19 protein-coding genes are annotated in these 20,801 nt (G+C 70.8%); 4 read left to right on the plus strand and 15 right to left on the minus strand.

The window, feature by feature from the left end; all coding sequences use genetic code 11:
• Positions 1-349 precede the first annotated feature (349 nt).
• From purM to ACWIE7_RS16460, 4 genes are all read right to left on the minus strand, one after another.
• Positions 350-1,432, minus strand: coding sequence for a phosphoribosylformylglycinamidine cyclo-ligase (gene purM, locus ACWIE7_RS16445; RefSeq protein ID WP_230931498.1), 1,083 nt, complete (start codon positions 1,430-1,432; stop codon positions 350-352).
• Between the two features lie 36 nt (positions 1,433-1,468).
• Positions 1,469-3,148, minus strand: a complete 1,680-nt coding sequence (gene purF / locus ACWIE7_RS16450; protein ID WP_452100908.1) for an amidophosphoribosyltransferase — start codon at positions 3,146-3,148, stop codon at positions 1,469-1,471.
• A 170-nt stretch (positions 3,149-3,318) separates the two neighbouring features.
• Positions 3,319-3,726, minus strand: coding sequence for a sterol carrier family protein (locus tag ACWIE7_RS16455; protein ID WP_454069980.1), 408 nt, complete (start codon positions 3,724-3,726; stop codon positions 3,319-3,321).
• Positions 3,723-5,306: an LssY C-terminal domain-containing protein gene (locus ACWIE7_RS16460; RefSeq protein ID WP_454069981.1), complete on the minus strand. Its 1,584-nt coding sequence runs from the start codon at positions 5,304-5,306 to the stop codon at positions 3,723-3,725. Before ACWIE7_RS16460 ends, ACWIE7_RS16455 begins: the two co-directional genes overlap by 4 nt.
• Positions 5,307-5,366: 60 nt before the next feature.
• Here ACWIE7_RS16460 and ACWIE7_RS16465 point away from each other — a divergent pair, with 60 nt between their 5' ends.
• Positions 5,367-6,623 (plus strand): hypothetical protein, encoded by a 1,257-nt coding sequence (locus tag ACWIE7_RS16465; RefSeq protein ID WP_454069982.1) that lies wholly within the window; start codon positions 5,367-5,369, stop codon positions 6,621-6,623.
• A 24-nt stretch (positions 6,624-6,647) separates the two neighbouring features.
• Here the strand turns inward: ACWIE7_RS16465 and ACWIE7_RS16470 are convergent, their stop codons facing one another.
• From ACWIE7_RS16470 to ACWIE7_RS16480, 3 genes are all read right to left on the minus strand, one after another.
• Positions 6,648-7,316 (minus strand): YoaK family protein, encoded by a 669-nt coding sequence (locus ACWIE7_RS16470; protein ID WP_230931494.1) that lies wholly within the window; start codon positions 7,314-7,316, stop codon positions 6,648-6,650.
• Between the two features lie 75 nt (positions 7,317-7,391).
• Positions 7,392-9,692: a phosphoribosylformylglycinamidine synthase subunit PurL gene (gene purL / locus ACWIE7_RS16475; RefSeq protein WP_454069983.1), complete on the minus strand. Its 2,301-nt coding sequence runs from the start codon at positions 9,690-9,692 to the stop codon at positions 7,392-7,394.
• Between the two features lie 66 nt (positions 9,693-9,758).
• Positions 9,759-10,991: a saccharopine dehydrogenase family protein gene (locus tag ACWIE7_RS16480; RefSeq protein ID WP_452100882.1), complete on the minus strand. Its 1,233-nt coding sequence runs from the start codon at positions 10,989-10,991 to the stop codon at positions 9,759-9,761.
• Positions 10,992-11,388: 397 nt separating this feature from the next.
• Between ACWIE7_RS16480 and ACWIE7_RS16485 the strand changes: the two genes are divergently transcribed.
• Positions 11,389-11,616: a hypothetical protein gene (locus ACWIE7_RS16485; RefSeq protein WP_454069984.1), complete on the plus strand. Its 228-nt coding sequence runs from the start codon at positions 11,389-11,391 to the stop codon at positions 11,614-11,616.
• Between the two features lie 135 nt (positions 11,617-11,751).
• On the opposite strand, the gene purQ is transcribed toward ACWIE7_RS16485, so the two are convergent.
• The 4 genes from purQ to ACWIE7_RS16505 form a co-directional block, all read right to left on the minus strand.
• Positions 11,752-12,429 (minus strand): phosphoribosylformylglycinamidine synthase subunit PurQ, encoded by a 678-nt coding sequence (gene purQ, locus ACWIE7_RS16490; protein WP_295652987.1) that lies wholly within the window; start codon positions 12,427-12,429, stop codon positions 11,752-11,754.
• Entirely contained in the window at positions 12,426-12,671 is a 246-nt protein-coding gene (purS, locus tag ACWIE7_RS16495) for a phosphoribosylformylglycinamidine synthase subunit PurS (protein ID WP_452100880.1), read from the minus strand. Before purS ends, purQ begins: the two co-directional genes overlap by 4 nt.
• Positions 12,672-12,769: 98 nt before the next feature.
• Positions 12,770-13,474, minus strand: coding sequence for a DUF2334 domain-containing protein (locus tag ACWIE7_RS16500; RefSeq protein ID WP_454069985.1), 705 nt, complete (start codon positions 13,472-13,474; stop codon positions 12,770-12,772).
• Positions 13,475-13,612: 138 nt separating this feature from the next.
• Positions 13,613-14,110: a glutathione peroxidase gene (locus ACWIE7_RS16505; RefSeq protein ID WP_230931488.1), complete on the minus strand. Its 498-nt coding sequence runs from the start codon at positions 14,108-14,110 to the stop codon at positions 13,613-13,615.
• A gap of 63 nt (positions 14,111-14,173) precedes the next feature.
• Between ACWIE7_RS16505 and ACWIE7_RS16510 the strand changes: the two genes are divergently transcribed.
• Both ACWIE7_RS16510 and ACWIE7_RS16515 read left to right on the plus strand, forming a co-directional pair.
• Complete coding sequence (locus ACWIE7_RS16510; RefSeq protein ID WP_452100878.1) at positions 14,174-14,449, plus strand: helix-turn-helix transcriptional regulator; 276 nt, start codon at positions 14,174-14,176, stop codon at positions 14,447-14,449.
• Entirely contained in the window at positions 14,449-15,009 is a 561-nt protein-coding gene (locus tag ACWIE7_RS16515; protein ID WP_454069986.1) for a hypothetical protein, read from the plus strand. Before ACWIE7_RS16510 ends, ACWIE7_RS16515 begins: the two co-directional genes overlap by 1 nt.
• Here the strand turns inward: ACWIE7_RS16515 and ACWIE7_RS16520 are convergent.
• The 4 genes from ACWIE7_RS16520 to purB form a co-directional block, all read right to left on the minus strand.
• Positions 15,006-17,219 carry a S9 family peptidase gene (locus ACWIE7_RS16520; protein WP_454069987.1) on the minus strand — a complete coding sequence of 738 codons (2,214 nt, stop codon included), beginning with the start codon at positions 17,217-17,219 and terminating at the stop codon, positions 15,006-15,008. The genes ACWIE7_RS16515 and ACWIE7_RS16520 overlap by 4 nt on opposite strands.
• On the minus strand, positions 17,216-18,106 hold the full coding sequence (locus ACWIE7_RS16525; RefSeq protein ID WP_454069988.1) for a phosphoribosylaminoimidazolesuccinocarboxamide synthase: 891 nt from the start codon (positions 18,104-18,106) through the stop codon (positions 17,216-17,218). The genes ACWIE7_RS16520 and ACWIE7_RS16525 overlap by 4 nt, the downstream gene beginning before the upstream one ends.
• A gap of 51 nt (positions 18,107-18,157) precedes the next feature.
• On the minus strand, positions 18,158-19,021 hold the full coding sequence (locus ACWIE7_RS16530; RefSeq protein WP_454069989.1) for an alpha/beta hydrolase: 864 nt from the start codon (positions 19,019-19,021) through the stop codon (positions 18,158-18,160).
• 125 nt (positions 19,022-19,146) lie between these two features.
• Complete coding sequence (purB, locus tag ACWIE7_RS16535; RefSeq protein ID WP_452101083.1) at positions 19,147-20,577, minus strand: adenylosuccinate lyase; 1,431 nt, start codon at positions 20,575-20,577, stop codon at positions 19,147-19,149.
• Positions 20,578-20,801 lie beyond the last annotated feature (224 nt).

The raw sequence follows: 20,801 nt of genomic DNA on the forward strand, positions 1-20,801 counted from the left end.
TGTGGTGGCGGCCGCCCCCCCATCGGGGGGGTGGCCCGCCCGCGACTCCTGGTACTGACCCCACCCCCGACTCCGCCGCGGGGCCGGGCAACACGCAAATGATGCCCGGCCCCTCTGCGTGCGCTCATCCGTCCCGGAGCGGGGCTTCAGGCTGTAGCCGCGCGCCGGCGCGGTGGCGCGGTGGCCGGCGTCCGCCGGTCTGCGCCCGGCAGACACCTCCCCCTGGGGCGGGGTGCGGCCAAATGACTCGTGCCCACCAGGCCCCGACTCCCCGCGTGGGTGGGTCGGAATCTGATGGGCACGTGCGCGCCCCGTCGGCAGCGAGCCGCCGGGCCGGGCGCGGGTGGTGTCAGAAGCGGGCGTGTGAGCCCTCGAGGATGACGCGCGGGGCGTCGGCGTCGTCGCCGGACTTCTCGACGTGGCCGATCACCCAGTTCTCCACGTGGCGGGCCGTCAGCACGGCCTGTGCGCGGTCCACGTCCTCGGCGGGCAGGACCGCCACCATGCCGACGCCCATGTTGAAGGTGCGCTCCATCTCGGCCTGCTCGACGCGGCCGTGGTGGGCGATCGTGCCGAACACGGGAGGCACGGGCCAGCGCCCGCGGTCGAGGCTGGCGACGAGCCCGCGCGGCATGACGCGGGCCAGGTTTTCGGCCAGGCCTCCGCCGGTGACGTGGCTGAACACGCGCACGTCGGTCTCCGCGATGAGGCTGAGGCAGTCGAGCGCGTAGATGCGGGTCGGCTCGAGGAGCTCCTCGCCCAGGGTGCGGCCGAACTCCTCGACGTGGCCCTCCAGCGGCAGACGGGCCAGGTCGAGCAGCACGTGGCGGGCCAGCGAGTAACCGTTCGAGTGCAGCCCCGACGAGGCCATGCCGACGATCACGTCGCCGGGCTTGACGTTGTCCGCCTGGAGGATCTCGTCGGCCTCGACGATGCCCACGCCGGTGGCCGAGATGTCGTACTCGCCCGGGGCCATGAGGCCAGGGTGCTCGGCGGTCTCGCCACCCAGCAGGGCGCAGCCGGCGCGGACACAGCCCTCGGCGATCCCCTCGACGATACCGGCGACGTGCTCGGGCACGACCTTGCCGATCGCGATGTAGTCCTGCAGGAACAGCGGCTCGGCACCGCAGACCACCAGGTCGTCCACGACCATGGCCACCAGGTCGATACCGACGGTGTTGTGGACGTCCATCGCCTGGGCGACGGCGATCTTGGTGCCGACACCGTCCGTGGAGGAGGCCAGCAGCGGCTGACGGTAGGTGTTCTTCAGCGAGAACAGCCCCGCGAAACCTCCGAGACCACCCATCACCTCCGGCCGGGTCGCTCGCTTGGCGTGGGGAGCGAACATCTCGACTGCGCGCTCACCGGCGTCGATGTCGACACCGGCGGCGGCATACGACGCGCCCGTGGGGAGGTGAGAGTTCTCGGTCATGTGTTTCTCCTCGTGGGCCCCTTCTCGGGTGCCCGGTCAGGGTCGGCGGACGACGTCCAGGCTGTCGTTCGGGGCCGGGAGCCGGAAGTCGTGGGGCCCGGTGGCCGGGGATCCGGTGGCCAGGGACGTGCTCTCGGGCTCGTCCTCGACCTCCGCGGCGAGCGCACGCACGGCGGCGCTCATGGGTGAGTCGTCCGGCAGCGCGATCGGGTAGTGGCCGTCGAAGCAGGCGGCGCACAGCTCGTCGCGCGGCTGCCCGCTGGCCTCGATCATCCCGTCCACGGAGACGTAGCCGAGGCTGTCGGCGCCGATGGCCCGACGGACGCCCTCGAGCATGCCGTCGGTGACGTCCACCCCGTTGGCGATGAGCTCGGCCGGGCTGGCGAAGTCGATGCCGTAGAAGCACGGCCACCGCACCGGCGGCGACGCGATCCGCACGTGCACCTCGGCCGCGCCCGCCTCGCGGAGCATCCGGATCAGCGCGCGCTGCGTGTTCCCGCGGACGATCGAGTCGTCCACCACCACGAGCTTGCGCCCGCGGATCACCTCGCGCAGAGGGTTGAGCTTGAGCCGGATACCCAGCTGGCGGATGGTCTGGCTGGGCTGGATGAACGTGCGCCCGACGTAGGCGTTCTTGGTCAGACCCTGCCCGAACGGGATGCCGGAGCCCTGGGCGTATCCGACCGCGGCCGGCGTCCCGGACTCGGGCACCGGGATCACCAGGTCGGCCTCGACCGGGTGCTCGGCGGCCAGGCGACGTCCGATCTCCACCCGCGCCGAGTTGACTGATCGCTCGTTGATCCACGAGTCGGGCCGGGCCAGGTACACGTACTCGAACACACACGTTTTGGGCGTGGCCTCGGCGATCCGGCGGGAGCGCACCCCGTCGCCGTCGATCGCGATGAGCTCACCCGGCTCGATGTCGCGGACGAAGGAGGCGCCCACGATGTCCAGTGCGGAGGTCTCCGATGCCACCACCCAGCCGCGCTCCAGCCGGCCGAGCACCAGCGGCCGCACACCGTGCGGGTCGCGGGCCGCGTACAGGGTGTGCTCGTCGGCGAACGTCAGGCAGTAGGCGCCACGCAGACGGGGCAGCAGCCGCGCGGCCGCCTCCTCCAGCCCACCGTCGTACGCCTCGTGCGCCAGCAGTGTGGTGACGATGTCCGAGTCGGAATGTGCACTGTCCGCGGAGTAACCACGGATGCCGAGCGACTCGGCGTGCCGCTTGAGTTCGACGGTGTTGACCAGGTTGCCGTTGTGGCCGAGCACCACCGAGCCGCCGTCGACCGTGGGCCGGAACATCGGCTGGGCGTTGTCCCAGGTGGCCGCACCGGTCGTCGAGTAACGACAGTGGCCCACCGCGATGTGGCCGTGCATCGACTCGAGGGTCTTCTCGTCGAACACCTGGCTGACCAGGCCGAGATCTTTGTAGACCAGCACCTGCTCGCCGTCGGCCACGGCGATACCGGCGGCCTCCTGACCCCGGTGCTGCAGCGCGTACAGGCCGTAATAGGTGAGCTTGGCGACGTCCTCGCCCGGGGCCCACACACCGAAGACACCGCACTCCTCGACGGGGCCGATGCGCTCGGTGTCGATCGGTAGGCCGGTCGGGCCGGGCGCGGACGGATCCGGCAGGCCCAGCCCCACGGCGGCGCTACGGCCACCGGTGCGGCGGAGTGACCCGGTCGGTGCCGGACGTGTTGACGAACTCTCCACCTGCTGGCGCTCCCTCACGGCTTCAGGGCATTCCCGCCCGGGCGACCCCCGACGGTTCCGCCCAAGTCTACGTACACCGACCCCGCTCCCCCCAAGTCCCCGGCGCACTTCGCTCCCCCGACGCCCCCGGAGCCCGCCGGTGAGACCTCCGTTTCCGAGGGTCAGTTACTTCACGCCGTCCGCACGACGGGCAACCCCGCAGCTACCGCGGACGCGCGCGTCCCCGACGCACGGACCCGACCCGAGTCCACGGCCGCGTCCCAGTCGAGACGGCCGGTCGCGAGCAGAAGCCACGTGCGCGCGTCGGTCTCCACCACGTTGGGCGGACTGCCACGCGTGTGCCGCGGCCCCTCCACGCACTGCGCGGCGGCGAACGGCGGCACACGGACCTCCACCGCATGCCCGGGAAGCTCGGCCGCGAGAATGCCGACCGTCCCCCGGACGGCAGCCGCGAGAGCCGAACGACCGGGCGTGGGCACGGCCGCGGTGTCACCGGAGGCGGCGGCGTCGTCGTCGAGCCACTCGCGGACCGCCTCGACGGCCGCGCGCACCTGCGCGGCATCGGGGGCGCGGCTCACTCCGGGGCCCCGCTCCGCTCGCCGAGTCGGTGCTCCCGCCGGTCCCGCGCGGTGCGGCGACTCCACGTCCGGGTGGCCGCGCTGGTCAACAACAGCATGATGAGCACGTTAACCGCCAGCGCGGGGTAGCCGCCCAGGAAGGTGTCGGTCTCGGCCTCCGTGGTCAGGCGCCCGTACTCGGTGGAGACCGTGCTGACCGCGGCCATCGCCAGCAGCCACACGCGCGGCCGGGCGTACCCCAGATAGGTCAGCACCGCCAGCACGCCCATCGCGCCGTAGACCGCCCCGATGAACACCGCCAGCGCGATCATCGCCGGCACCACCTCGGACTGCTCCAGGCCCGCGAACTCGTCGAGGTCCACGCCGTCGACCAGGTCGCGGATCGCGAGGATCAACAGGATCACGACGGACGCCGCGACCAGCGCGACTGCGGCGGTCAACGCGGCCGGCCGGGGCAGGTGGCCGGGGTCGGGCGGGGTGTCGTCGGCGGGCCGGTCGGCGTCCCCCGAGGCCACGCCGCCCTCGGCCTGCGGATCGTCGTAACCGCGCGCGGCGCGCACCACCTCGGCTGGCAGCTCGGCCGCCGAGGCCTCCGCCACCTCGACCGCGCCCAGGTCGATCACCGGCAGGTCGCCGTCGGTGTGGATCTGGTCGCCGCCCCCGTTGCGGTGGTGGTAGCCGGTGGAGAAGTTCTCCAGTACGCGCACCGTCGACTCGGGCACGTTGTAGAGGATCGAGTCGACGATGTAGTCGCGTTCCACGTCGATGTCGGCGTCGATCTTGTGCGTGACCTGCAGCGTGAACAGCGACAACCCCACCGCGCGGTCATACGTGCCGGCGCCGAGCCACTGGACGCGGTGCCCGCCCGGCAGCAGCCATCCGTCGGGGCAGCGCCAGAACCGCACGTGGTGACGCTGCGCGGCGTTGCCCTCGACCTCCTGCTGGTAGGCCAGGCACTGTCGGCGCCCGAAGAGCCGCAGCGGGCTCACCGGCGCGGCCGGGTAGGACCGCCGGAACACCGAGGAGGCGATGATCCCCCACGAGGAGCGGAGCGTGATGTCGTCGGCCAGCACCCAGCCGCAGGCGGTCATGGCCTGGTGGATCTGGCGGGTGGTGCCGTCGACCGCGAGGTTGACCGGGTCGCCCAGCAGTCCGTCCGAGGTGCGGGTCCGCGCGATGAAGTAGCCCGGCACGTAGACCGACGTCAGCAGCGTCTGCAGCCGCGGCAGCACCAGGTACGCGACCAGCAGCCAGAACGGCACCAGCAGAGTCACGCTCCACCAGGTCCGGTGCCAGGCGTCGTCCATCAGCCGCCACGCCAGCCACACCGCCGCCACCGTGGCGAAGATGAAGTACACCGTGTCGACCAGCTGGCCGGGCAGCGGCCGCCGTACCGCGTCGTCGCGGATCTTGGACGGCAGGCTCACGTACACCGGCGGCGAGGTGGGTCGGGACGTGAGGACACGGCTCCCGGACCGGGGCGTCACGCCGCTCGGCGGGGCTGCAGGCGGGGCGGCCTGCGGCGCGGCCGGTGGCTGGGCCGGTGGCGCGGCCGACCCCGCGCGCTCACTGGTGGACATGGCTCGACGATAGTCCGCGGTCCACGCCCGGGACATCTCGATCGCTGCGAGACTGACCTCGTGCCCGCGTCCGCCCCCTCCCCCGAGCCGGCCCCTGTGCCGACCCCCGTGCCGACCCCTGCGCCGACCCCCGCGAGCAGGCCGCGCGCCCACGAGGACCACCTCCGCGCGCTGGGCCTGCCGATGATGATCGCCCCGTCCGCGCGGCTTCGCGACCTCCTGCCCCGCTGCGCCGGGTTCGCCGCCGGGCTCGCGGTATTCGGTACGGCCGTCGCCGCGCTCGACCGCTCCAACGATCTGGCCGTCGCGTTCCTCGACGAGTTCGGCATCGACGACGACCCCACCCGGCCCGACCTGTTCGCCGCCTCGGAGCCGATCATCGAACTCCTCGCTCTGGCGATCGCGCTCGCGGTGGCCGCCCCCGTCCTGGGATGGCTCACGGGGAAGGTCGCCCGGCGCGTTCCCCGGGCGACCGCCTTCGCGGTCGGGCTCGGGTCGCTGCTGGCCCTCGTCGTCGTCCCCGTCGTCGTCTTCTCCTCCCAGGACGGCCCCACCCTCGGCGACACCCTCCTCGCCGCCGCGCTGGTCCTGGTCGGCACCTACGCGGGCGTGGGGTCGCTGGTGCGCTGGTCCGCGCGGCGCGTCCGGCGCGAGCTCGGCACGATGGGGCCGATGGTGGCGCGCGTGCTGCCGATCCTCATGCTGGCGGTGCTGTTCCTGTTCTTCAGCGCGGAGATCTGGCAGGTGATGGTGGCGCTGTCGTGGCCGCGCACGTTCGCGGTCATCGGTGTGATGGTCGCGTTGACCGTCCTCCTGGTGGGGATCACCACGCGCGACGACATCCGGCACGAGCTGCAGCAGTGGTCCACCGACACCCCGCTGCGTCCGGCCGAGCGCGTCAACGTGCTGATCGTGCCGGTGCTGGCGACCCTCATCCAGGCGGCGCTGTTCGCGGCGCTCGTGTTCGCGTTCTTCGTCTTCCTGGGGTGGATCGCGGTCCCGGAGGCCACCGAGGCGCGCTGGACGGCCGGGGCCGGCGACAACCCCGACGGCCTGCTGCTCGGTCTGCCGTTCTCCGTCACGCTGGTGCGCGTGGCGTTGACGCTGGCGGCGTTCTCCGCGCTCAACCTGGCCGCCGCGGCGGCGTCCGACCCGGCGCACCACACGCGGTTCGTGCGGCCGATGATCGACGAGGTGGTGCGGGGCCTCGACGCGCGCGAGGCCTACCGTGCGGCCCGGCTCAGGTCCGCGGCGCGCGGCGGTGCGGCGCCGAGGCGGGGAGACGAGCGACGACGACAACGCCGTCCACGCGGTTGACCCCCACCGGGCGGCCGGGCGCCCTCACGGGGCGCGCCACTCGCGCCTGCGCACCAACACGGTCGTGGCCAGCGTGCCGAGCACGACCAGCGCGGCCACGCCCAGCGCGCCGACCCCGATATACACCTGTAGCAGCGCGCCCAGGACGCCACCGATGACGAGCGCCGACCACAACGCGACCTGCTGCCGGTACGGCGCCCAGGATCCACCGAACAGTGCGTCGACCAGCCGGTGGGCGGACTTGACCACCGCTCCCGTCATATAGGTGACCCCGAGTGAGACCTCGCCGCGGGTATGGAACACCGAGTTCATGGACCCCATCGCCGCGGCGACCACCGCGATCCCCACGGGCACGGCGAGGAGCGCGGCCGAGGTGGTCAGTTGCAGAGCCAGGGCGATGAGCAGGAGCGCCGAGACGAGGGTCAGCACGGCCGGGCGATCGTCGAGGTTGCGGCGGCGGGTGACCAGCGCCCCGCCAACCGCGCCGAGGAAGAACGACACGAGCACCACCGCGGCGATGCCCGCGCCCCCGAGATCGCCCTCGGCGAGGCCCACCACCATGCGGGTGGAGTTGCCGCTCATGAACGACACGAAGAAGCCGCCGACCTCGAGGAAGCCGACGGCGTCGACGAACCCCGCGGTGCCGGCGAGCACCACGGCGAGCGTCTTCTCCCGCCTGCGCAGATTCAGCACAGCGCCGCCCCCTTCACAGGTTCCGACCCGGCCCCGGCCCGGGTCCGGCTCAGACTCCGGCCCGGCGAGGCCGGGTCAGACCTGGTCGACGCCGAACAGCGCCGGCAGGGTCCCCTCGTGCGCGGCGCGCAACTCGTCGGTGCTCAGGGAGAACTGGTCCTGCACCTCGAAGGTGCCCGAGTCGGTGTCGGTGACGCCGATACGGGTGTGCGGGATGTTCTGCGCGGTGAGCATCTGCTGGAAGCGGATTTCCTCGCCGCGGGGCACCGAGACGATCACACGACCGGACGACTCGGAGAACAGCCACACGAACGGGTCGGCGTCCGCGGGCAGCACGACCCGCAGTCCGCACTCCCCCGCCAGCGCCGACTCGACGAGCGCCTGGGCGAGCCCGCCCTCGGACAGGTCGTGGGCACTGGAGATGAGCCCGTCCTTGGAGGCGGTGGCCAGGATGCGCGCGAGCGTGGCCTCCCAGGTGAGGTCGACCTTCGGGGGCATGCCGCCGAGGTGGCCGTGCGCGACCTGCGACCAGATCGACCCGTCCAGCTCGTCGCGGGTCTCACCCAGCAGGTAGACGCTCTCGCCGGGGGTCTCGCCGAACGCGGTCGGCGTGCGGCGGGCCACGTCGTCGATCACGCCGAGGACACCCACGACGGGGGTCGGCAGGATCGGTGTGGTGCCGGTCTGGTTGTAGAACGAGACGTTGCCGCCGGTGACCGGGATGCCGAGCTCGGCACAGCCGTCGGCCAGCCCGTGAACGGCCTCCCGGAACTGCCACATCACGCCCGGGTCCTCGGGGGAACCGAAGTTGAGGCAGTTGGTGACGGCCACCGGACTCGCGCCGGTGACCGCCACGTTGCGGTAGGCCTCCGCCAGCGCCAACTGCGCGCCGGTGTACGGGTCGAGCTGGGTGTAGCGGCCGGAAGCGTCGGTTGACAGCGCGATGCCGCGACCGGACTCCTCGTCGATCCGCAGGACGCCGCCGTCGGCGTTCTCCGCGAGGATCGTGTTGCCGCGCACGTAGCGGTCGTACTGATCGGTGATGAAGTCACGCGAGCACAGTGCCGGGCTGGCGACCATGTTGAGCAGGGTCTGGCGGAGCTCCTCGCCGGTGGCCGGCCGTGTGAGTTTCGCCGTCGTGTCGGCCTGCAGCGCGTCCTGGGCCGACGGGCGCTCGACGGGCCGCTCGTAGACCGGGCCCTCGTCGGCGATGGTCTCCGGCGGGGCGTCCAGAACGGTCTCACCCTTGAACTCGATGGTCAGGCGGTCGCCGTCCGTGACCTCGCCGATGTCGCTGGCCAGCACGTCCCAGCGGCGGCACACCTCCATGAACGCCTCGACGTTCTCCGGCGCCACCACGGCGCACATGCGCTCCTGCGACTCACTCGACAGGATCTCGGCCGCGGTCATGCCCTCGGCGCGCAGCGGGACGTTGTCCAGCACGATGTGCATGCCGCCGTCACCGGCCGCAGCCAACTCGGACGTGGCGCAGGCCAGGCCGGCGCCGCCGAGGTCCTGGATGCCCACCACGAGCTTCTCGCGGTACAGCTCGAGGCAGCACTCGATGAGCACCTTCTCCGCGAACGGGTCGCCCACCTGCACGCTGGGCAGCTTGCGGGGCTTGACCGGGTCGCCGTTGTCGTCCACGTCGAAGCTCTCCGACGCGAGGACCGAGACGCCACCGATGCCGTCGAGGCCGGTGCGGGCACCGAACAGGATGATGCGGTTGCCGGTGCCGGACGCGAACGCCAGGTGCAGGTCCTCGACCCGCATGACGCCGGCGCACAGCGCGTTGACGAGCGGATTGCCGGCGTAGGACTTGTCGAAGACCGTCTCGCCGCCGATGTTGGGCAGGCCCAGGCAGTTGCCGTAGCCACCGATGCCCGCGACCACACCGGGGAGGACGCGGTGCGTGTCGTCCGCATCCGCCGGGCCGAAACGCAGCTGGTCCATCACGGCGACCGGGCGCGCGCCCATCGCCATGATGTCGCGGACGATGCCGCCGACGCCGGTCGCGGCGCCCTGGTACGGCTCGATGTACGAGGGGCTGTTGTGCGACTCGACCTTGAATGTCACGGCCCAGCCGTCGCCGATATCCACCACACCGGCGTTCTCGCCGATACCCGCGAGCATCGAGGAGCGCATCTCGTCCGTGGTGGTCTCACCGAAGTAGCGCAAATGCACCTTCGACGACTTGTAGGAGCAGTGCTCCGACCACATGACGGAGTACACGGCAAGCTCTGCGTCCGTGGGGCGCCGGCCGAGGATCTCCCTGATGCGGGCGTACTCGTCCTCCTTGAGACCGAGCTCGGCCCAGGGCTGCTCCAGGTCGGGGGTGGCTGCGGCGTTCGCGGTGGAATCGACAGGAGTGGTCACGCGGCAGAGTCTAGTCGGCTTTCCCGGGCCGGCGAATCCACGCCCGCCTCGGGGCTGCCGGTGCCGCTACGACGAGAGGACCTCGAACGTCAGGCCACCGCGCTCGACCCGCCCCAGCAGGGCGTCTCCCATCGCCTGCGCGGTGGTGAGCTGCCCCGACAGCGCCGGCAGATCGTCGAATGCCAGGCACAGACCGGACTCGGCGAGCATCATCGACGTCTCGGTGTATCCGGGGTCGCCGCCGGAGACCCGCGTGACGACCCGACGGCCGCCCGCCAGCGCGACGAACGTGACGTCGAACGAGGACCGGGCACGGCGCGACTCGCTCGGCCCGGCGCCCCGCTCGATCCGGCGGAGGATCTGCGAACGGATGGGCCCGACCTGCGAGCCGAGCGCCACCGCGCCGACCCCGACCATTCCGGCGACGGCCGTGACCGGCGAGCCGACGGAGGCGTAGTGCGAGTAGGTGAAGTCCGGGCCGTAGCTGTCCAGCGCGGCGGCGGAACGCAGGACTATCTGCGGGTCGATCGTGGGCAGCGGCACCAGGAAACGGTCCAGCACCTCGTCGCGGTGGGGCTTGCCCTGGATCGACTTGATCCGACGGCCGGGCACCTTACCCTCCTTCTGGCGTCGCTGCTTTGCAGCCTTGGCCGCCTCCCGCAGGCGGGCGAACTGTCCGATCGCCGAGTGGAAGGTGCCGCCCGAGAACTGCGCGTCGGCGTGGACCGCCCCGTAGACCACCGCGGGCACGTCCTCCGGAACCTGCTTCATCGTGTAAAAGACGCCGAGGTCGTGCGGGACGGAGTCGAATCCGCAGGCGTGGACGATGCGGGCGCCGGAGGCCTTTGCCGCGTCGTTGTAGGTGAGGTACATGCGGTCGACGAACTCGGGCTCGCCGGTCAGGTCCACGTAGTCGGTGCCCGCTTCAGCGCACGCGGCCACCAGGGGCTCGCCGTGCGCGAGGTACGGCCCCACCGTCGTGATGATCACGCGTGTCGACCGCGCCATCTCGGCGAGCGAGGCCGGGTCGTCGGTGTCGGCCACCACGACGCCGGGAGCGGGCACCTCCGGCGACTGTGCGGCCAACTGCGCGACCACCGCATCGAGCTTGGTGCGGTTGCGCCCGGCGACGGCCCACGAGCCACCCTCGGGCATGTTCCGCAGCAGGTACTCGGCCACCAGGCCGCCGGTGAACCCGGTCGCGCCGTACAACACGATGTCGAAAGGGCGGTCGGCCTTAGCTGGTGAGGCGGGCTGGGACGCCGGCTGAGACGTGGGCTGGCTGGTGGAATCGCTCATCCTACGGTTCTACCGCATCCGGCAGGTCTGGACCGCGCGCCTCGACGCCACGCGCCGCCCGTCCCGCCCCGCGCCTGCCGCTTACGCGTCCTGTTTGCCCGCTTCCGAGCCAGTCGCGCGCCCCGAATAGCCCATTCAGGACGCGTGACGCAAGCAGCACGCCGGCCGCGGGCCGCGGGTTGGGCAATGCGAGCGCGTGCATCATCTGCGCGACCATGACGGCTCACCGGGTGCCCGGAGCTGCCGGCCCGGCGTGCATGTGATCCGCGTCACGAATAAACGAATGTTGATTCACCGACAAGGCATTAAGGCACGCTTATTGCGCACGTGCGGCCACCCGGGCCGCCGGCGCTCGCCCTCCGAGCCTGCTCGGAGCGCCTACATCAAGGAGTCCCCCATGGACCTCACCGGTTCCATTTCCGAAGCCACTGTCCCCTTGAGCATCGAGCTTTTCGGCAGTGCCGATGCCACCGGCTCGTCCGCCATCGACACCCTCGTCGGCGCCGCATTCCTCCTTCCGAACCTGCTCCTGGGCTTCATCGGTGGGCTCGGTGGCGACCTCGGCAGCACCGGAAGTACCGGCCTGCTCCCGGTCATCCCGGGCTTCCCGGGCGGCGCCGCCTAACAGCCCTACCCGCCGGCGATTCCAGATCACCGCGCGCATGAATAGAGCCCACCAGGGAATTCCCTGGTGGGCTCTATTCATGACGGAACCGCGACAGCGCGGGCCAGCGGCCGCCGCCGGATCAAGCCGCGCCGACTACGCCCTGACGACCGAATCCAGCACCGACAGAAACAGGCCCAGCCCGTCGTCGGACGGCCCGGTCAGCGCGTCGATCGCGTGCTCGGGGTGCGGCATGAGCCCCACCACGCGCCCGTTCTCGGAGGCGATTCCGGCGATGTTGTTGGTGGAGCCGTTGGGCGCCTCGCCCGCGAAGCGGAACACGACGCGCCCGTCTCCCTCGAGCTGCTCGATGGTCTCCGCGGAGGCCATGTAGCGACCCTCACCGGACTTGAGCGGGATGAGGATCTCGGCGCCGGAGTCGTAGCGTGAGGTCCAGGCGGTGTCGGAGTTCTCGACGCGCAGCCACTCGTCGCGGCAAATGAAGTGCATGTCGCGGTTACGGCCCAGCGCGCCGGGCAGCAGGCCGGCCTCGCAGAGGATCTGGAAGCCGTTGCAGATGCCGAGCACGGGCATACCGCCCTGCGCCGCGGAGATGACCTCGCCCATGACGGGGGCCATCGAGGCGATCGCGCCGCAGCGCAGGTAGTCGCCGTAGGAGAACCCGCCGGGGACCACCACGGCGTCGACGCCCTTCAGGTCGGCGTCGGCGTGCCAGAGGGAGACGGCCTCGGCGCCGGAGCGGGTCACGGCGCGTGTGGCGTCGACATCGTCGAGGGTGCCGGGGAAGGTGATGACCCCGATCCGGGCGGTCACGCCAGAACCTCGGCGCGGACGACCTTCCAGTCCTCGATCACGGTGTTGGCGAGCAGCGACGAGGCGATCTCCTCGAGCTCCGCATCGGTCACATCCTGGGACACCTCGAGCTCGAACCGCTTGCCCTGTCGCACGTCGGTGACACCACCGTGGCCGAGGCGACCCAGCGCGCGGTGGATGGCCTGACCCTGCGGATCGAGGATCTCGGCCTTGGGCATGACTTCGACGACAACTCGGGCCACGGTGGGAACTCCTCGTTCGGGCTGGTACTCGGCATGGTCCCGGACGAACCGGGGCTCGCCGATGATCCTACCCGTCGGCGCCCTCTCCTCCGAACGCGTCAGGCGGCGCCCGCCAGCGCGACGGGCGACCACTCGTAGCGGGCGAGGCGGGCGTCGTACTTGTCGACCACCAGGTCGACGGCGTCGAGCAGCGCCTGGCGGGGTGCGCTGCGGTGCAACTGCTTGGCCGAGACGTTGAGCCGGACGAGGCCCCCGGATGCGGCGGTGCGCCCCGCGGCGGCGACGAGCGCCCGGCACCACCAGCCGTCGGCGACGAACCCCTCCCCGATCGACAGCGCGCGGCCCCGGTCCGTGGAACCGCGGACGAGGTCGTGGATGCCGCCCAGGTCGGCGCAGACGCGGAAGCCGACGGCGGGCAGCGCCTGGAGACAGCCCGGGGAGGCGTTCCAACGCGGCGGCGCGAAGGCCCGTGTCCGCAGACCCAGGTCGGCCATGAGCCGGTCTGCGGCGGTGAGCCGCACGGTGGCCTCCGCGGGCCCGATGGAGGCGAATTCGGGGCGGCGGATCCTGGTGGCGGCGTCGTCGTAACCGCCGAGCACGATCGCATCCCCCTGCTGTCGGCGGTGCCGCAGCCAGTCCTGGGTACCCCGGTCGTCGGCGAGCCGGTACTCGTGGCCGCGCCGCGGCGCGACGAGGAGCGAGACCGGCACGGACCGGCGCTCCAGCTCGCCGACCAGGTCGACGGCACCGTCGAGCGTGGAGTCACGGAGGCCGGAGAGGGAGACGACAAGGCGCGGTGTCATGGCCGCATGGTGACAGTCCGGGATGACGGGACGACGACGACGAGGTGTACGTCCGATGACCGGGCCGATCACGCGGGCCGACGCCCGGCCTCGCATCCGCGCCCATCTGCGGGAGTGCCGGGCCGGCGGCAGGTCAGCTCAGATCGGGAGCTGCTCCTCGATGGCGTCGACCAGTTCCGGCGCGCCGGGCTCGACCTTGGGCCGGAAGCGGCCCACGACCTCCCCCTCGGGCGAGACGAGGAACTTCTCGAAGTTCCACTGCACGTCGCCCGCCTCGCCATCGGCGTCCGCGACCTTGGTCAGCTCGGCGTACAGCGGGTGCCGGGCGTCGCCGTTGACGTCGACCTTGGCCGAGAGCGGGAAGGTGATCCCGTACTTACCGGAGGTGAAGTCCTTGATGGCGGCCTCGTCGCCCGGCTCCTGCCCCATGAACTGGTTGCACGGGAAGCCGAGGACGAAGAAGCCCCGGTCCTGAAAATCGTCGGCGAGTTCCTGCAGCCCCTCGTACTGCGGGGTGAGGCCGCACTCGCTGGCCACGTTGACCACGAGGACCGCGTGGCCCGCGTAGTCGGCCATGGAGGCCTGCCCCCCGTCGATGGTGGTGAATTCGATGTCCTGGACGTTCGCGGTACTCATGTGACCCAGCCTACTCGGAACGACCTATTGACAAATCGTTGTGTTTTCCCAACACTTGGTTCCATGAGTCCAGTGCGACGGGGAGAGAAGCTCCCCATCTTCAACAGGATCGCCGTGCTGCGTGCGGAACACAGACTGAGCCGCGCAGCACTCGCCGAGCAGATCTCGGTGAACCCACAGACCGTGGGCGCACTGGAGCGCGGCGACCACTACCCGAGCCTCGACCTCGCCTTTCGCATCTGCGAGGTGTTCGACCTCCCGGTCGAGGCCGTGTTCTCCCGCGAGGAGTTCCGCCCGATGTCCGCAGAGATGTACCGCCGCGACCGAGAGGACTCGTGATGACCACGCACACTCCCGACAACCCGACCTCCGACAGCCCGTCCCCCGACACCCTGACCGCCGCGGAGCGGCGGTACGAGAAGAACCTGGAGCGCACCGAGGTGAGCCTGCCCGGCTGGCGGAATGCGGCCCGCCGGCGGCTCCTCGTCCGTCTCAACTGGGCGAGCCTGGGCATCATGGCCGCGATCGCGGTGGCCGGCTACTTCTGGTTCCCGATCATCCTGGCCTGGCTGCCCATGACCGTGGTGATCTGCACCGTCTGGACGATGCTCAGGGTGACGATCGACTCCAAGGACACCGCGCCCGCCCGCTACCTGGACGAGTTCGAGACGGCCACCCTGCTCGAGGCCCGGTCCCGGGCGCTCAACCTGGTGACGGGCGGTCTATTCGCGATCTCGCTCATCCTGATCTTCGGCTCGAGCCTGGAGCTCGGGGACGGCCACCGTCTGGCCTACATGATGGGCGGGCTCAGCATCATCCTGTTCCTCGCCGGGGCTGTCATCCCCGCCGCCGCGATGGCCCGCACCATGAACGACGACGAGGTGACCGGGCGGGGCTAGCCGGCGGTCGCGGTGCGGACCGTCCAGGCGTACTCGAACGCGATCTGGCGCCAGCGCTCGTAGCGACCGGAGACGCCACCGTGACCGGCGCTCATCTCGCAACGCAGCAACACGGGCCTGTCGGTCGAGTTGGCCGAGGTCGACACCTCACGCAGCTTGGCCACCCACTTGGCCGGCTCGACGTAGAGCACGCGGGTGTCGTTCAGCGAGGTCACCGCGAGGATCGCCGGGTAGTCCTTGGCCTCGATGTTCTCGTACGGGGAGTAGGAGGCCATGTAGTCGTAGACCTCCTCGGAGTGCAGCGGGTCGCCCCACTCATCCCACTCGATCACCGTGAGCGGCAGCTCGGGCATGAGGATCGAGGTGAGCGGATCCACGAACGGCACGACGGCCTGGATACCCGCGAACAGCTCCGGCGCGAGGTTGGCCACAGCACCCACGAGTAGTCCGCCGGCGCTCCCGCCCTCCGCGACCAGACGGTCCGGGGCCGTGAGCCCCGAGTCGATCAGGTGCCGGGCGCACGCGATGAAGTCGGTGAACGTGTTGCGCTTGACCAGCGTCTTTCCGTCCTCGTACCAGAGACGGCCCATCTCGCCGCCGCCCCGGACATGGGCCACGGCGTACGCCATGCCGCGGTCCAGCAGCGACAACCGCGCGACGGAGAACGAGGGGTCCATGCTCGACTCGTACGAGCCGTACCCGTACAACAATGTCGGCACCTGCTCGCCGGCATCGATTCGGGCGGCCGTGTCGACTGACATGACCAACGAGATCGGCACCCGGGTACCGTCTTCGGCGGTCGCCCAGTCGCGACGCTGCACGTACCCGGCCGGATCGTAGCCGCCCAGCACCTCCTGCTCGCGCAGCAGCGTCCGCTCCCCCGAGACCGGGTCCAGCGAGTACACCCGGCCCGGCGTGACGAAGGAGCCGAATCCGAACCGCAGTACCGGGGTCCGCCACTCGGCGTTCGCGCCCGGCCCGGAGGTGAACAACTCCTCGTCGAACTCGACCGGCTCGAAATCGCCGTAGGACTGCGCGCCGTCGGTCGATCCGGGATCGAGCAGCATCATCGCGAACCGGGGCAGCGCCGCCTCGCGGTAGCCGAGCACCAGGAACCGCTCGAAGGCGTCCACGCCCTCGACGCGGACGTCGTCGCGGTGCGGCACCAGCGTTCGCAGCTCGGTGAAACTCCCCTCCACCGGCCCGGCCGGCGCCTCGACGATCGTCGAGTTGGGCGCCCCGGCGTTGTGCGTGATCAGGAAGCGGTTCTGCCCACCGACCACGGCGTGCTCGACGTCGTACTCCACGCCCACTTCGCGCGGCCGGACGCACCAGAACTCGCCGGCGGGGTCGGCGGAGTCCAGGCACCATACCTCGGTGGTGATCTTGGAACCCACCGCTATCTGCAGGTACTTCTCGCTACGGGTCTCGCCCACACCGATCCAATAGGACTCGTCGGGCTCGTGGAACACCTTGTCGTCGTCGTCACGGGTCGTCCCCAGGCGGTGACGCCACACCGTATCGGGACGCCACGCCTCGTCCACGGTCACGTAGAAGACATAGTTCCCGTCCCGCGACCAGGTCACCCCCGCGGCGATGCCGGAGATCTCCTCCTCCGGCGCGGTGACCTCAGGATCCAGCGCCCGGAAGCGGAGGGTGTAGCGCTCGTCGCCCTCGGTGTCGGTCGCCCAGGCGAGCATGCGGCCGTCGTGGCTGACCGAGAAGGCGCCGAGCGCGAAGTACTCGTGCCCCTCCGCCTCGACGTTTCCGTCCATCAACAGCTGTTCTCCGGGCAGCTCTACACCTGGAGAGACCTCTGGCGGGACCCAGCCCGCGGGGTCTGACATGTCCGCGGCGAACTCGTCGGCCACAGGCACCCGGCAGTGCTGCGCATAGGACCTGCCCTCGATGGTGCGCGAGAAGTACCACCAGCTGCCGGAGCGTACCGGGACCGACATATCGGTCTCCTTGACGCGGGACCGGATCTCCTCGTAGACCTCGTCCTCGAGAGGCTTGAGGTCCGCTGTCATGGCGTCGGTGTAGGCGTTCTCGGCCTCGAGGTAGGCGCGCGTGTCGGGGGCGTCCTTGTCGCGCATCCACTCGTAGTCGTCGACGAAGACGCGCCCGTGGTGCTCGCGGTGGTGCGGGCGGCGCTCGGCGACCGGAGGGGTGGGCGCGGCAGCGTTCGGCGAGATGTCCGAGGTGCTCATGCGTCGCCCCCGATCCAGTCGGCGAACGACAGGCCCGAGATGCGCTCGTAGGCCTCGATGTAGCGTGCGCGCGTCGCCTCCACCACCTCCGCGGGAAGTGGCGGCGGGGGCGTGTCCGAGGCCTTGTCCCAGCCCGAGTCGGGGCCGGTGAGCCAATTACGCACGTACTGCTTGTCGAAGCTCGGCTGGACGCGGCCCGCCTCATAGGTGTCGGCGGGCCAGTAGCGCGAGGAATCCGGTGTCAGCACCTCGTCGGCCAGGATCAGCTCACCGCCCGAGAGCCCGAACTCGAACTTGGTGTCGGCCAGCAGGACGCCGCGCGCGGCCGCCATCTCGGCTGCCCGGGAGTAGACGTCCAGGGTGGCGGTACGTAGTCGATCGGCCAGCTCGGCGCCGACGATGTCGGTGAGCTGGGAGAACGAGATGTTCTCGTCGTGGTCGCCCACCGCGGCCTTGGTGGCGGGCGTGAAGATCGGCTCCGGCAGGCGGCTGGCCTCGACCAACCCGTCCGGCAGCTCGATTCCGCACACCGTGCCCGACTCGCGGTACTCGACCATGCCGGAGCCGGTCAGGTACCCACGGGCGACGCACTCGGCCTGCACCATGTCGAGTCGACGCACGACCATCGACCGCCCGAGCAACTCGGCGGGAATCCGCTCGTCGTCCAACGGCCCGGCCAGATGATTGGGCACGTCGAGCGCGTCGAAAAAGTAGGCGCTCATCGCCGTGAGCACGCGGCCCTTGTCCGGGATCGGCGTGGCCAGCACGTGGTCGTACGCGGAGATCCGGTCCGTGGCCACCATGAGCAGGGTCTCGGCGTCGATCTCATAGAGTTCGCGGACCTTGCCGGCGGCGAGATGGCGATAGGAGGAGAGCTCAGGTCGCATGACGGCCAGCGTAGCCGTCGCGCCTCTCCGTGCTCCGTCCGGCGAGGGGCATCAGCCCAGGCGCGCGTCGAGCCACGCCCCCAACGCCTCGTACGCCTCGTCGGCGCACAGGTCGTTGAACAACTCGTGCTTGCCGCCCTCGAACTCGCGGTAGGTGATCTCGGGACGGGGGTCGTGGTCTGAGCCGGCGAGCTGGGTGAAACGACGCGCACCGGCCGGGGCCGTGATCGGGTCCGCGGAGCCGTTGAGGATCAGCGTGGGCACCCGCAGCGCGCGCGACCGCTCGATCAGTCGGGCACCCCCGGCCAGCAACGTCCCCGCGGACAGCGCCGGGACACCCCCGTGGAGGACCAGCGGGTCGGAGTTGTAGTCCACCACGTACTCGGGCACACGCGAGATGTCGTTCGCATCGAGCTTCTCCACCGGCAGGAACGGCAGCAGCCGCGCGATGACGGGCGCGATGGCCTTCAGCACGGCGGGGGTGGTCTCGCCCACGAGGAGCCCGGGCGAGGACAGGATCAGTCCCTTGAGATCCCACGGCCGCCGCAGCGCGGATTCCCCGGCGACCTGACCGCCCAGCGAATGGCCCATGAGCAGACGCGGGAGCGTGTCGGCGCCGGCACCCTCATCTGAGCGGCTCCACTGCGCCACCGCGTCACGGACCGCCAGGTTGTCCTCGATATGGGTTTCCATCGCGACCCTGAACCGCGGCCCCGGAGCGGCGCCGTGACCCCGCAGATCGTAGGTCGCCACGGTGACGCCCCGGGACAGGAGGAAGTCGACCGTTCGTCCGTATCGGCCGGAATGCTCTCCGAAACCGTGGACCAGCACGAGCACGGCCCGGGGGGCCTCTGCGTGATGCAGGGTGACCTGCAGGCCACCGGTACCGGGAACAGGGAGAAGACTCTGGCGCATGTGCGCCACACTATCGCCGCTGACGAACCGATGACACGAGATCACCGCGACCGTGGCGACCCGGGACCCGGGCCCGCGGGCGAACTCGTCGTCGTCGTCACCAACGGCGCCGCCGGGGGCCCGCGCTACAGGATCGCGCCGGGCGCGTACCCCGCGGCCTCCGGATAGCGGGCGACGAGCGCGTCGATCCGGGCCACCACGGCGTCGACCTGGTCGCCGGCGACGCCCACGAACGCCGCGCGGTCGGCCAGCGCCTCGTCGAGCGCCGCGCGGTCGAGCGGCAGTCGGTCATCGGCGGCGAGACGGTCGAGCAGGTCGGGCTCACGCCCCTCCTCGCGCATCGCCAGCGCCACGGCGACCGCGTTCTCCTTGATCGCCTCATGCGCGACCTCCCGGCCGACTCCCGCGCGGACCGCGGCCATGAGGACCTTGGTTGTGGCGAGGAACGGCAGGTAGCGCTGGAGCTCCTTGTCGATCACGGCGGGATACGCGCCGAACTCGTCCAGCACCGTCAGGAAGGTCTCGAACATGCCGTCCAGCGCGAAGAAGGCGTCCGGCAGCGCCACGCGGCGGACCACCGAGCAGAAGACGTCGCCCTCGTTCCACTGCGCACCGGCGAGCTCCGCGACCATCGAGCCGTACCCGCGCAGGACCACCTGCAGGCCGCCAACCCGCTCACAGGACCGGGTGTTCATCTTGTGCGGCATCGCCGACGAGCCGACCTGACCCGGCTGGAAGCCCTCGGTGACCAGCTCGTGGCCGGCCATCAGGCGAATGGTCTGCGAAAGCGACGACGGGCCGGCGCCCAGCTGCACCAGCGCCGAGACGACCTCATGGTCCAGCGAGCGCGGGTATACCTGGCCGACCGAATCGAAAGTCCGCGAGAAGCCGAGGTGGGCGGCGACGCGCTGCTCGAGCTCGGCCATCCGAGAGGCGTCACCGTCGAGCAGATCGAGCATGTCCTGCGCGGTGCCCATGGGGCCCTTGATGCCCCGCAGCGGATAGCGCTCGAGGAGCGACTCGACCCGCTCGAGCGCGACGAGCATCTCGTCCGCGGCGGAGGCGAAACGCTTGCCGAGTGTGGTGGCCTGGGCGGCGACGTTGTGGCTACGACCGGCCATGACCGTGTCGCGGTGGGCGGCGGCGTGCTCGGCCAGGCGGCGCACGATGGCCACCGTGCGATCGCGCATCAGCTCGAGCGAACGCACAACCTGGAGCTGTTCGACGTTCTCCGTGAGGTCGCGGCTCGTCATGCCCTTGTGGATGTGCTCGTGGCCGGCGAGGGCGTTGAACTCCTCGATCCGCGCCTTGACGTCGTGACGGGTGACTCGCTCGCGCTCGGCGATCGATGCCAGATCCACCTGGTCGATCACCGCCTCGTACGACCGGATCACCCCGTCGGGGACGTCGATCCCCAGGTCACGCTGGGCGCGGAGCACCGCGATCCACAGCTGGCGCTCGAGCACGATCTTGTACTCTGCGGACCACAGGGTGGCCAGGTCGGTACTCGCGTAGCGCGAGGCGAGGACGTTGGAGATGCGGGGCTTGGCGGTCACGGGGCCGATTCTCTCACGATCCACCGACACCTCCGCCACTCCGCCGACCGGGCGGACTTGTCCAATGTAATTGCTCGAACACCCTTGCGACATACCGCCGTACCCGATACTGTAGAACACACATTCGATGTAGGTGCGAAGCGGGATGGGATGGAGGTGGGGGCTGATGGAGAGGGATGACGACGACAAGGCGGGCCCGCCGACTTCGCCCACCGGTCCGGCCG

It is taken from the genome of Dietzia sp. NPDC055343, from assembly GCF_053645265.1.

What these genes read in the sequence shown, in the direction of transcription:
- purM (WP_230931498.1), bottom strand. Translation starts at nt 1,432, where the DNA reads ATGACCGAGAACTCTCACCTCCCCACGGGCGCGTCGTATGCCGCCGCC.
- ACWIE7_RS16460 (WP_454069981.1), bottom strand. Translation starts at nt 5,306, where the DNA reads ATGTCCACCAGTGAGCGCGCGGGGTCGGCCGCGCCACCGGCCCAGCCA.
- ACWIE7_RS16480 (WP_452100882.1), bottom strand. Translation starts at nt 10,991, where the DNA reads ATGAGCGATTCCACCAGCCAGCCCACGTCTCAGCCGGCGTCCCAGCCC.
- ACWIE7_RS16485 (WP_454069984.1), top strand. Translation starts at nt 11,389, where the DNA reads ATGGACCTCACCGGTTCCATTTCCGAAGCCACTGTCCCCTTGAGCATC.
- ACWIE7_RS16500 (WP_454069985.1), bottom strand. Translation starts at nt 13,474, where the DNA reads ATGACACCGCGCCTTGTCGTCTCCCTCTCCGGCCTCCGTGACTCCACG.
- ACWIE7_RS16505 (WP_230931488.1), bottom strand. Translation starts at nt 14,110, where the DNA reads ATGAGTACCGCGAACGTCCAGGACATCGAATTCACCACCATCGACGGG.
- ACWIE7_RS16510 (WP_452100878.1), top strand. Translation starts at nt 14,174, where the DNA reads ATGAGTCCAGTGCGACGGGGAGAGAAGCTCCCCATCTTCAACAGGATC.
- ACWIE7_RS16515 (WP_454069986.1), top strand. Translation starts at nt 14,449, where the DNA reads ATGACCACGCACACTCCCGACAACCCGACCTCCGACAGCCCGTCCCCC.
- ACWIE7_RS16520 (WP_454069987.1), bottom strand. Translation starts at nt 17,219, where the DNA reads ATGAGCACCTCGGACATCTCGCCGAACGCTGCCGCGCCCACCCCTCCG.
- ACWIE7_RS16525 (WP_454069988.1), bottom strand. Translation starts at nt 18,106, where the DNA reads ATGCGACCTGAGCTCTCCTCCTATCGCCATCTCGCCGCCGGCAAGGTC.
- ACWIE7_RS16530 (WP_454069989.1), bottom strand. Translation starts at nt 19,021, where the DNA reads ATGCGCCAGAGTCTTCTCCCTGTTCCCGGTACCGGTGGCCTGCAGGTC.